We start from the raw sequence: 10,879 nt of genomic DNA, 5'->3' as shown, positions 1-10,879 counted from the left end.
ACCGCGGACCGGCCAACAGACTTTCAGGCCTCATTTTGAAGCAAACTTCCGGCCCTGGGGCTGGATCGAAGCGGGGCCGGCGACGTCAGAGTCTTCTGAGACCGAGACTCTCCCCCCAGCCGTCGCCGGCCCTCACCTCCGCGGGCTGAAGCCCGGAGCTGCTGTGGCGGTTGCCCATCGGGCCGCCGCCATAGTGGTGTTGTGGGACAATTGAGTGTCAATCCATTGGCATCTCAAGGAGTTTAGCTTTGGCCCTAGTATCAACGCCTGCCACGCTGGAACGCGCAGTGCCGGCCATGGATAACGCCGAAGTCCTCAGGATTCGAAACGACTTCCCCGTACTTGGCCAGCTGGTGAACGGCCAGCCCCTGGTATACCTCGATTCGGGCGCCACCTCGCAAAACCCGCTCAGTGTCATCGAAGCTGAGCAGGAGTTTTACGAACAGCGCAACGCTGCCGTGCACCGCGGGGCCCACTACCTTGCCGTGGAAGCAACAGAGGTGTTCGAAGGTGCCCGCGAGACCATAGCGGAATTCATCGGTGCCGGCTACGCGGAAACGGTGTGGACCTCCAACGCCACCGAAGGCCTGAACCTGCTCAGCTACTCGCTCTCCAACGCCGCGCTGTGGGCGGCGCAGGGGCGCGGCGACGCCCGGCTGAAAGACCTCGCAGTGGGCCCGGGTGACCAGATCGTGGTGACCGAAATGGAGCACCACGCCAACCTGATCCCTTGGCAGGAACTGGCGTTCCGCACAGGCGCCACGCTTCGTTACATCCCCATCGACGACGCCGGTGCCCTGCGGCTGGATATTGCGGCCGAGATCCTGGGAAGCAAAACTAAGGTCCTCGCGTTCACCCACGCCTCCAACGTGTTGGGCACAATTAACCCCGTACAGGAACTGGTTGCGCTGGGGCGGCAGGCCGGAGCCCTGGTGGTCCTGGACGCCTGCCAGTCGGCACCGCACCTGCCGCTGAACGTCAAGGAGCTTGACGTCGACTTCGCCGTGTTCTCCGGCCACAAGATGCTGGCGCCTACCGGAATCGGGGTCCTCTACGGCAAGCAGGACCTCCTGGACGTGCTGCCACCGTTCATCACAGGCGGTTCCATGATCACCACGGTGACCATGGAACGGGCCGAGTACCTGCCCGCGCCGCAGCGCTTCGAGGCCGGCACCCAGCGCATCTCGCAGGCCGTTGCCCTGGCCGCCGCAGCCAACTACCTCACGGAAACCGGCCTGGACCGGGTGCACCGCTGGGAAGCGGAGCTCGGCCAGCGGATGGTGGCGGGGCTGGAGTCCATTCCCGGCATCCGCGTGCTGGGGCCTGCCGCCGGACAGGAACGGATCGGCCTTGCCGCGTTCCACGTCGACGGCGTGCACGCGCACGACGTCGGGCAGTTCCTGGATTCCAGGGGCATCGCCGTCCGCGTGGGTCACCATTGCGCCCAGCCGCTGCACCGCCGCTTGGGCCTGACCGCAACCACCAGGGCAAGCGCCTACCTGTACAACACCACCGACGACGTCGATGCCTTCCTGGAAGCCGTCGCCGGAGTCCGCTCCTACTTCCGCGTCTAGCGCGATCACCGAAGGTACACCACCATGAGCCTTGACCAGCTGTATCAGCAGATCATCCTTGACCATTCCAAAGCCCGTCACGGCAGCGGACTGGCCGGCATCGCCGTGCCGGCGGGGGCGTCCACGGGCCAGTCCCACCAGCTCAACCCGGTCTGCGGCGACGAAGTCACGCTGCGGGTGGCCGTGGAAGACGGCAAGGTGGCGCAGATTTCCTGGGACGGCGAAGGGTGTTCCATCTCGATGGCATCGGCGTCGGTCCTCAGCGAACTCGCGGAGGGAATGACCGTGGACGAGCTCCACGCCGTCATTGGCAACTTCCGCGAAGTACTCCGCTCGCGCGGGAAGATCCACGCCGATCCCGAGATCCTGGGCGACGCCGCGGCTTTCGAGGGTGTGGCCCGCTACGCCGCGCGCGTTAAATGCGCCATGATTTCCTGGGTGGCCGCCGAGGACGCCCTGAACCAGGCAGCCTAGGCACGCACGGGCCGAAGCCGGGCCGAGGCCCGGCCGCGCCGCTGTCAGCCCCGGTGCTCGAAAACGTCCGGGATGCCGTCGCCGTCAGCATCATGCCGTTCCGCAAGTTCCACTGCGCGGTAATGCCGGTTCCGCAGCCGGAGCACCACGGTGGCGAGCAGGGCGGCAACCAGTGATCCGGTGAGGATGGCCACCTTCGCGTGGTCATCGTAGGCCGAGCCCGCACCGAAGCTCAGCTCGGCGATCAGCAGCGACACCGTGAAGCCCACTCCGGCCAACATCGCAAGGCCGGCAACATCGATCCAGGCCAGACCGTCGTCGAGCTTTGCCCTGGTGGTCTTAGTGATCAGGTAGGTAGTACCGAACACGCCAATCGTTTTGCCGGCCACCAAGGCAGCCACAATTCCCACCGCCACGGGATCCGCCAGGGCCGATCGGAAGCCGTCGAGGCCGCCCACGGCAACTCCGGCGGAAAAGAAGGCGAAGACCGGGACGGCGAAACCTGCCGAAAGCGGGCGGAGCCGGTGTTCCAGGGACTCAGCCATACCGGAACCCGCCTCACCGCGTTTCTGCGACGCCAGCACCGGCACGGCAAAAGCGAGCAGCACACCGGCCACCGTGGCGTGGATACCGGAAGCGTGCACGAGTCCCCAGGTGGCGGCGGCCAGCGGCAGCAACAGGTACCAGCTGCGGACCCTCCTCTGGACCAGCAGGGTAAACAGCCCCAGCGGAACCAGTGCCGCCAACAGGAAGAGCGGCTGCAGTCCGGACGAGTAGAAGAAGGCGATGATGCCGATGGCCAGCAGGTCATCCACTACGGCCAAGGTGAGCAGGAAGGTCCGGAGGGCCGCAGGCAGGTGGGTGTTTATGACGGCCAGCACGGCCAGGGCAAAGGCGATGTCGGTGGCTGTGGGAATGGCCCATCCCCGCAGGCTCTCGGCGTCCTGGCCCAGGTTCACCAGCGTGTAGATCAGGGCCGGAACTGCCACGCCGCCCACGGCCGCGGCCACCGGAACCACCGCCTTGGACACTTTGCGGAGTTCACCGGAGACAAACTCCCGCTTGAGTTCCAGGCCGGCCAGGAAGAAGAAGATGGCCAGGAGACCGTCCGACGCCCAAAGCCCCAGGGAGAGCCGGAGGTGCCAGGGCTCATAGCCGATTTTCAGGTCACGCAGCGCGAAGTAGCCCTCAGCCGCAGGCGAGTTGGCCCAGACGAGGGCCGCGGCTGTGGCCAGCAAAAGGAGGGCACCGCCGGCTGTTTCCAGCCTGAGGATCTCTGAGATCCGCAGGAATTCGGGGTAGCTTGAGCGGCTGAGGACTTTGGCAGCGAAGGCGGGGCGGGAAGGGCGCTTGGCCATGGGTGGCTCCTGGAATTAAGGGGTCGGCAAAACTGTTGCCGACCAGACTTCCCGGCGCACCTGTGTCCAGCCTACCCGAGCAGCCCCATAACCCCGATCACGGCAGTGGCGGCTCCCAGCACCATGGAGATGCTGACCAGCACCACGTGGACGGTGAGGAACTTTGTGGCCTTGCCGGCGGCGTCCCGCGCCCTGGGATCCTTCATCACGCGGCGCAGGAACTGCGGCCAGATCACCAGGGACCAGAGGCCGGCGATAATCAGGACCAAGCCCGCAAACAGGGGGAGCTGCATGGCCTAGTGGCTTTCGAGCCAGGCCTGGGCCTGCTGTGACTGGATGTTCAGGGCCTTGGCCACCATGGGTTCAGCTGCCTCGGCGATCTTGCCGCCCAGGAACGGGACGGAGGAGGTCACGTTGCCTTCGAGTTCAATGCGCGTGCTGCCGGCCTCCGCGACGAGCCGCTGGACCGCGGTCACATCAAGAGGGGCGCCGGCGATCTTCAGCGTGATGTTGCTCTGGCGGGAACCGTCGGCCGCCGGGGCGTCCCAGTTCTCCACCTGCGTCACCGTGAGCTTTTCGCCCACGAACTTACGGGCGATCTCCGGCAGCCGGGTGGTGGGCAGCGTGCGGACCGAGGTGGTGCTGAATACTCCGTCAACGTCTCCGGCCACCTCGAAGGATTCAAGTGTGCCGCCAACGAATTGGCTCGTGTGCCGCTGGAAGTCCTCGTTGATAAAGACGGCAGCGACGCTGTCGACGGCGTGCGGAAGGGTAGTGGTTGCACTCAGTGCCATGGGTCCTCCAGTGATGTGTAGGTCAGAACGCTTTTTGCTCCCCACATCCTACGGGGAGCCTTGCGTGTTGTTGGAACCGGCCTCCGCACTGTCGGCGCCGGCGATTTTCTGCGCCGCCGTGGTGATGTTCCGTGCCATCGCCGGAAAAATGAGGCTATGGAACGGCAGCACGGCAAGCCAGTAGAGCTTTCCGCTGAGGCCCTTGGGGAAGAAAATGGCCCGCTGCCGGTAGCGGCTGCCCGTCCCGTCAGGTTCTACGGACAGTTCAAGCCAAGCACGTCCGGGGGCGCGCATCTCCGCGCGGAGGCGCAACAGTTTTCCGCGCTCAATCCGTTCCACGCGCCACCAGTCCACCACTTCGCCCGAGGCCAGGGTGCCTGGGTGCCTTCGTCCCCGCAGCAGGCCCGCGCCGCCGGTGAGCTTGTCCAGCCAGCCACGTACCCACCATGCCAGCGGCAGGGAATACCAGCCGTTCCGGCCGCCGATTCCTTCGATGATGGTCCACACGTCGGCGGGATCAACTTCGCCGTGGAAGGTCCGTTCATCCACGTAGACCGTGTGGCCTGCCCAGTCCGGATCGCTGGGCAGCGGATCGGCGTCGGCCCCGGCATTTGACCATGTGGTTTCCACCTGGCCGTCACGCTCCTTGCCCAGGGCGAGGGCAACGGCCCGCCGGTACGGGGTCAGGCCGCCCGCCGGCACCGGGATATGGGCGTCGATGTCGTGTTCGCGGGACACGGCATCGTGCTGCAGCGACTCGACGAGCGGGAGCGACATGGACAGCGGGATGGGCGTGGTCAGGGCCACCCACACGCCGGCGAGCCTCGGGGCGGGAATGGGCAGAGCCAGCACCACCCGGTACGGCAGCCCGGCCTCGGCGGCGTATTCCTTCATCATGCCCGCGTAGCTCAGGACCTGCCGGCAGCCGATGTCGAAGGTGCGGTTGACGGGCCCGTCCAAGGATGCGGCGCCCACAAGGTAGTGCAGCACGTCCCGGACGGCGATTGCCTCGATCTTGTTGCGCACCCAGCTCGGGGCCGGCATCAGCGGAAGCGCTTCGGACAGGTGGCGGATCATTTCGAAGGACGCGGACCCGGAACCGATCACCACCCCGGCCTGGAAGACCACCGCGTCCACGGTGCTGTCCAGGAACACCTTTCCCACGGCTTCCCGGGACCGCATGTGAGTGGACAGTTCCACGTTGGCCGGGTGCAGGCCGCCCAGGTAGACGATCCGGCCTACGCCGGCGGCGGCAGCGGCTCTGGCCGCCGTTTCCGCCATGGCCTTTTCCTTGGACTCGAAGCCGGCGCCGGAGGCCATGGAGTGGACGAGGTAGTAGAGCACGTCGACGCCGGCCAGCGCCTGCTCCAGGGCTCCGCCGTCGTCGAGACTGCTCTCGATGACCTCAACCTTGCCCAGCCACGGCACGCCGGCGATCTTTGCCGGTGTCCTGACCAGGACCTTGACGGTGTGCCCGGCCTCCAGCAGCCGGGGGACCAGGCGGCCTCCGATGTAGCCGGTGGCGCCGGTCACCAGGACGGTTCGCGCCGTCCCCGCTGCCACCGTGGGTGGAGTGTCGCTCGGACTATTGCTATCGCTCACTGAAAGCTCCTCAGGCCAGGCGGGCGGAGGCGCGCAACAGGCGCGCTTCCTCAGCAAGCTTAGCAACGGGGTGCCCGGCGGGCCCCGGGGCAGGGGTAGGCTGGGATGACCCGGGATTCGAAGTGAATTTCGGGCTTTCGTGTTGCCTGCGATCCCATGAACCCACAGGCATGAACCCACAGGAGTTTCCGCCATGAGCCCCACTGGCCCGTCCCATCCTGGCCCGTCCAACGGTGGTCCCTCGCTGACCGGACTGCGCCGTGTCCTGGCAGAAGACCAGACGTTCGCGCGGGTCCAGGCGGAGGCGGCCAGGGGTTTTGACGTCCGGGGCCAGGACTACCAGATCAGCGCGCCGGCCGGACTCCGCGCCGTCCTGCTGGCGGAAATGGCAGATGGCCTGGACGCCGGCTCCGACGAAGGAACTCCCGACGGCGGGCTCCCTCCTGTGGTGCTGGCGGTCACCGCGACAGGACGCGAAGCAGAGGATCTGACAGCGGCCCTGCGCGCTTACCTGCCGGCCGATTCAGTGGCCGAGTTCCCCAGTTGGGAAACCCTGCCGCACGAACGGCTCTCGCCCCGCTCGGACACCGTGGGCCGCCGGCTGTCCGTCCTGCGCCGCCTGGCGCACCCGGAAAGTTCGACGGCGGGCCGGCTGCGTGTGGTGGTGGCACCGGTCCGCGCGGTGGTCCAGCCGATCGTCGCCGGGCTGGGCGAGCTGGTTCCGGTCACGCTGAAGGTGGGACAGGACATGCCGTTCTCCAGCGTGGTGCGGAGCCTTGCCGATGCCGCCTACGCACGCGTGGACATGGTCACCCACCGTGGCGAGTTTGCCGTCCGCGGCGGCATCATCGACGTCTTCCCGCCCACTGAGGACCATCCCATCCGCGTGGAGTTCTTCGGCGACGAGGTGGACCAGATGCGCTGGTTCGCGGTGGCCGACCAGCGCTCGCTGTCGGCGCCCGGTGTGCATCACCCCACCGAGCTCCACGCCCCGCCCTGCCGCGAAATCCTCATCACGCCGTCGGTGATGTCGCGCGCGGCCACCCTGAAGGCGCAGCTTCCCGCGGCCGCGGACATGCTGGAGAAGATCGCCGGCGGCATCGCAGTGGAAGGGATGGAATCCCTGGCCCCGGTGCTGGTGGACGCCATGGTTCCGTTCGTGGAGCAGCTGCCCGCCGGGTCCATCTCGGTGATCATTGAACCGGAAAAGGTCCGCAGGCGCGCACATGATCTTGCGGCCACCAACGAGGAGTTCCTGGAAGCAGCCTGGTCCACGGCCTCGGATGGCGGCACGGCTCCGCTGGACCTCAGTTCGCAGGCGTCGGCAGCGTTGCATTCCGCCAGCTTCCGTTCCCTGGCCGAAACCCGGAGCTTCTCGCTGGAGCATGAGGTGTCCTGGTGGTCCATCACGTCGCTGGCCACTGACGAGGAGCTGCTGCCCGAGATCGACGTTCTGAACCTCCGCGCCCGCGAACCGCGCGGGTACCAGGGTGATGTGGCCGAGATGATGGACTTCATCGGCTCCCACGTCCGGGACCAGTGGCGGATCGTAGTGGCCACGGAGGGTCCCGGCCCGGCGCAGCGCCTGGCGGAACTTTTCCACGACGCCGACATCCCCTGTGCCCGGGTGGACACGCTTGAGAAGGAGCCGCAGGCGGGCATCATCGAGGTGACCACTGCCGCCGTCGGACGCGGTTTTGTCCTGGACAGCCTCAAGCTGGGGCTGCTCACTGAAGCGGACCTGCTGGGAAGGACTTCCGCGGGCTCCACCAAGGACATGCGGCGTATGCCGTCCAAGCGGCGGAATGCCGTGGACCCGTTGCAGCTGGTCAACGGCGATTCCGTGGTGCACGAACAGCACGGCATTGGCCGCTTCATCGAACTCATCCAGCGCAAGGTGGCGGGCGGCGGAGACGGCGTCCGCGAGTACCTGGTCCTGGAATACGCCCCGTCCAAGCGCGGCGCCCCCGGGGACCGCCTGTTTGTCCCGACCGACCAGCTGGACCAGGTGACCCGCTACGTTGGCGGCGATACCCCTGTGCTCAGCAAGATGGGCGGCTCCGACTGGGCCAGCACCAAGTCCAAGGCACGCAAGGCCGTCAAGGAGATCGCCGGCGAGCTCATCCGGCTGTACTCCGCGCGGATGGCCTCAAAGGGCCACGCGTTCGGACCGGACACCCCGTGGCAGCGTGAGCTGGAGGAGGCCTTCCCGTACGTGGAGACGCCGGACCAGCTGACCACCATCAATGAGGTCAAGGCGGACATGGAGCGCGAGATCCCCATGGACCGCCTGGTGTCCGGCGACGTGGGCTACGGCAAAACCGAGATCGCCGTCCGGGCCGCGTTCAAGGCGGTCCAGGACGGGAAGCAGGTGGCGATCCTGGTGCCCACCACCCTGCTCGCCCAGCAGCACTTCGAAACGTTCACCGAGCGCTTCTCCGGGTTCCCCCTGCGGGTCAAAGCCCTGTCGCGGTTCCAAGGGACCAAGGAAACCAAAGAGACCGTTGAGGGCGTCAAGAGCGGCTCCGTTGACGTCGTCATCGGCACCCACCGGCTGCTGTCGAAGGACTTCGCGTTCAAGGACCTGGGCCTGGTGATCGTGGACGAGGAGCAGCGCTTCGGTGTGGAGCACAAGGAAGCGCTGAAGAAGATGCGGACCAACGTGGACGTGCTGGCCATGAGCGCCACCCCGATTCCGCGGACCCTGGAGATGTCGTTGACCGGCATCCGGGAAACCTCCACGCTGGCCACCCCGCCGGAGGAACGCCATCCCGTGCTGACATATGTGGGACCGTACACGGACAAGCAGACCTCGGCGGCCATCCGGCGTGAGCTGATGCGCGAAGGCCAGATGTTCTTTGTGCACAACCGCGTGTCCACCATCGACCGGACGGCCGCGAAGATCCGTGAACTGGTTCCGGAAGCACGTGTTGAGGTGGCGCACGGGCAGATGTCCGAGAGCCGGCTGGAGCAGATCATTGTGGACTTCTGGGAAAAGCGTTTCGATGTCCTGGTATGCACCACCATCATCGAGACCGGCCTGGACATCTCCAACGCCAACACCCTGATCGTGGACGGGGCGGACAAGTACGGCCTCTCCCAGCTGCACCAGCTCCGCGGGCGGGTGGGCCGCGGCCGTGAACGCGCCTATGCCTACTTCCTGTACCCGTCCGAGAAGCCCCTGGGCGAGGTGGCCCTGGAACGGCTCAAAGCCGTGGCCACCCACAACGAGCTTGGCGCCGGCATGCAGCTGGCCATGAAGGACCTCGAAATCCGCGGGGCGGGCAACCTGCTGGGCGGTGAGCAGTCCGGCCACATCCAGGGTGTTGGCTTCGACCTTTACATCCGCCTCGTGGGTGAGGCGGTGGCCGACTTCCGCGGGGATGCCGAGGAAAAGGCCGCCGAAATGAAGATCGAGCTGCCGGTCAACGCCCACCTCCCGCACGATTATGTGCCGGGGGAGCGGCTCCGCCTGGAGGCCTACCGGAAGCTGGCCTCCGCGGTGACGTACGAGGCCATCGAAGAGGTCCTGGCCGAGCTTGTGGACCGCTACGGCGAGCCGCCGCTGCCGGTCCAGAACCTCATCGCCGTGGCCCGCTTCCGGGTGGGGGCCCGCGAAGCCGGCCTGTCCGACGTCGCGCTGCAGGGAAACTTCATCAAGTTCTCGCCGGCGCAGCTGCCGGAGTCGAAACTGATGCGGCTGACCCGGATGTACCCGGGTTCCCAGTCCAAGCCGGCCTTGGACGCTGTGCTGATACCGAAGCCCAAGACGGCAAGGATCGGCGGCCGCGACCTGCAGGACGCCGAGATCCTGGAGTGGGCCAACGGGGTTATCCGCAACATCTTCTCCGACGCGCCACTGGTGGTGAGTTAGAGCTTGATGGGAGGACATCACGCCGCGTCGGGAGCCGCGGCGTGGGTAGCTATTGCCTCAACGGGTCCGTACACGCTGGGCTGGTATCCGCTGGACGCCACGGGAATCCTCATCGGCGGGATGGCGACGGCGGGGACAGCGCTCGTGTGCGACTGGGACCACCGCCACAGCACCGTGGCCAACTCGCTGCCGCCGCTGTCCAACCTGATCGCCGTGGGTATTGAGAACGCCAGCGGCGGACACCGGCAAGGCACCCACTCGGTGCTCGGTGCGGCGTTCTTCGTGCTGCTGGCCATGATGGCCGGGCAGTTCCAGCTGCAGACGGACTGGGGCCTGCTGTCCGTGGGTGCCGGCCTGCTGTGCATGTTCATGATCAACATTGCGGCCAAGGCGCTGAAGCTGTTTCCCAAGTCGGGATTTATCAGCAACTGGATCTTTGCCCTGGCCATGGCCGGACTGGTGACCTGGTTCGCGCCGGAGCAGTGGACCTGGCTGCCTGTGTCGATGCTGAGCGGGGTAGTGGTCCACATAGTGGGGGACATGATCACCACCGGGGGCGTGCCGCTGCTCTGGCCGATCGTCATCAAGCCACCAAAGTTCCTCCGGAAGCTGCCGGTGCTCAACGACGTCTGGAAAGCCAACGGCGCCTTTTCCCTGCCGCTGCTGGGCAGCGCAGGTTCCCGGCGCGAGTGGCTGGTGCTGATCCCGGTCAGCGCCTACGCGATGGTGGGCATGTGCGTCGCGGCCTGGTCGTTGGCGAAAACACATTTCCCAGCCGCCATGGCGATCGGAAATACCGCGGTCAGCCGGCTGCTTGGCGCGGGCTGACGCGGCCGGTCCTCGAGCGGCCAGTATCCAGGCGTATGTGACTTAAAAGGCTGGGGCCCCGGAAATGATCCGGGGCCCCAGCCTTTTGAGTAACAGAGGGTGCTTACTTGCCGCCGGCTGAATCGGAGCGACCGGTGATGGTCTGCGGGATCCAGAACGCCAGGAAAAACATGCCCAGGCAGGCGGCCATCGGCCACGGGTTGCCGAGCGTGAGGAAGGACAGGGAGTAGATGGAGCCCAGGAACAGCGCCATAATGGGTACAAACAGAAGGACGCTGCCCAGAAGGCTGTTCTCGTTCTGGGGGGTCTGTACCGTGGCGTTGCCGGACTCTGTGGTCTTGCTGGACATTCGTTCCTCCTCGGCCCCGCGGGGCT

Annotated in this window: 9 protein-coding genes; 4 read left to right on the top strand and 5 right to left on the bottom strand. The window is 66.4% G+C overall.

Annotated elements, in window-relative coordinates; genetic code table 11:
* Window positions 1-248: 248 nt before the first annotated feature.
* Window positions 249-1,574: a SufS family cysteine desulfurase gene (locus NG697_RS04760; RefSeq protein ID WP_252613705.1), complete on the top strand. Its 1,326-nt coding sequence runs from the start codon at window positions 249-251 to the stop codon at window positions 1,572-1,574.
* 24 nt (window positions 1,575-1,598) lie between these two features.
* On the top strand, window positions 1,599-2,048 hold the full coding sequence (gene sufU / locus NG697_RS04755) for a Fe-S cluster assembly sulfur transfer protein SufU (RefSeq protein ID WP_252607830.1): 450 nt from the start codon (window positions 1,599-1,601) through the stop codon (window positions 2,046-2,048).
* A gap of 44 nt (window positions 2,049-2,092) precedes the next feature.
* On the opposite strand, the gene nhaA is transcribed toward sufU, so the two are convergent.
* The 4 genes from nhaA to NG697_RS04735 all read right to left on the bottom strand — a co-directional run bounded on the left by nhaA (window position 2,093) and on the right by NG697_RS04735 (window position 5,802).
* Window positions 2,093-3,406, bottom strand: coding sequence for a Na+/H+ antiporter NhaA (gene nhaA, locus NG697_RS04750; RefSeq protein ID WP_252607831.1), 1,314 nt, complete (start codon window positions 3,404-3,406; stop codon window positions 2,093-2,095).
* Window positions 3,407-3,477: 71 nt separating this feature from the next.
* On the bottom strand, window positions 3,478-3,699 hold the full coding sequence (locus NG697_RS04745) for an SCO4848 family membrane protein (RefSeq protein WP_252601070.1): 222 nt from the start codon (window positions 3,697-3,699) through the stop codon (window positions 3,478-3,480).
* 3 nt (window positions 3,700-3,702) lie between these two features.
* A complete protein-coding gene (locus NG697_RS04740; RefSeq protein ID WP_252613704.1) occupies window positions 3,703-4,200 on the bottom strand; it encodes a DUF2505 domain-containing protein in 498 nt (165 codons plus the stop codon).
* Window positions 4,201-4,248: 48 nt separating this feature from the next.
* Window positions 4,249-5,802 (bottom strand): SDR family oxidoreductase, encoded by a 1,554-nt coding sequence (locus tag NG697_RS04735; protein ID WP_252613703.1) that lies wholly within the window; start codon window positions 5,800-5,802, stop codon window positions 4,249-4,251.
* Window positions 5,803-5,995: 193 nt separating this feature from the next.
* Here NG697_RS04735 and mfd point away from each other — a divergent pair, with 193 nt between their 5' ends.
* Together mfd and NG697_RS04725 are read left to right on the top strand one after the other, a co-directional pair.
* Window positions 5,996-9,676, top strand: coding sequence for a transcription-repair coupling factor (gene mfd / locus NG697_RS04730; RefSeq protein WP_252613702.1), 3,681 nt, complete (start codon window positions 5,996-5,998; stop codon window positions 9,674-9,676).
* Between the two features lie 6 nt (window positions 9,677-9,682).
* Window positions 9,683-10,504, top strand: a complete 822-nt coding sequence (locus tag NG697_RS04725) for a metal-dependent hydrolase (RefSeq protein WP_252601077.1) — start codon at window positions 9,683-9,685, stop codon at window positions 10,502-10,504.
* 103 nt (window positions 10,505-10,607) lie between these two features.
* Here the strand turns inward: NG697_RS04725 and NG697_RS04720 are convergent, their stop codons facing one another.
* Window positions 10,608-10,853 (bottom strand): SoxR reducing system RseC family protein, encoded by a 246-nt coding sequence (locus NG697_RS04720; RefSeq protein ID WP_252601080.1) that lies wholly within the window; start codon window positions 10,851-10,853, stop codon window positions 10,608-10,610.
* Window positions 10,854-10,879 lie beyond the last annotated feature (26 nt).

The organism is Pseudarthrobacter raffinosi (assembly GCF_023913835.1).
Taxonomy (GTDB): Bacteria; Actinomycetota; Actinomycetes; order Actinomycetales; family Micrococcaceae; genus Arthrobacter; species Arthrobacter raffinosi.
Note: the sequence above shows the minus strand (reverse complement) of the source record. Positions and strands in the feature narration are given on the sequence as shown.

Bases quoted from the DNA above. Each gene is read 5' to 3' on its own strand.
- NG697_RS04740 (WP_252613704.1), bottom strand. From the start codon at position 4,200: ATGGCACTGAGTGCAACCACTACCCTTCCGCACGCCGTCGACAGCGTC.
- mfd (WP_252613702.1), top strand. From the start codon at position 5,996: ATGAGCCCCACTGGCCCGTCCCATCCTGGCCCGTCCAACGGTGGTCCC.
- NG697_RS04745 (WP_252601070.1), bottom strand. From the start codon at position 3,699: ATGCAGCTCCCCCTGTTTGCGGGCTTGGTCCTGATTATCGCCGGCCTC.
- NG697_RS04720 (WP_252601080.1), bottom strand. From the start codon at position 10,853: ATGTCCAGCAAGACCACAGAGTCCGGCAACGCCACGGTACAGACCCCC.
- NG697_RS04725 (WP_252601077.1), top strand. From the start codon at position 9,683: ATGGGAGGACATCACGCCGCGTCGGGAGCCGCGGCGTGGGTAGCTATT.
- sufU (WP_252607830.1), top strand. From the start codon at position 1,599: ATGAGCCTTGACCAGCTGTATCAGCAGATCATCCTTGACCATTCCAAA.
- nhaA (WP_252607831.1), bottom strand. From the start codon at position 3,406: ATGGCCAAGCGCCCTTCCCGCCCCGCCTTCGCTGCCAAAGTCCTCAGC.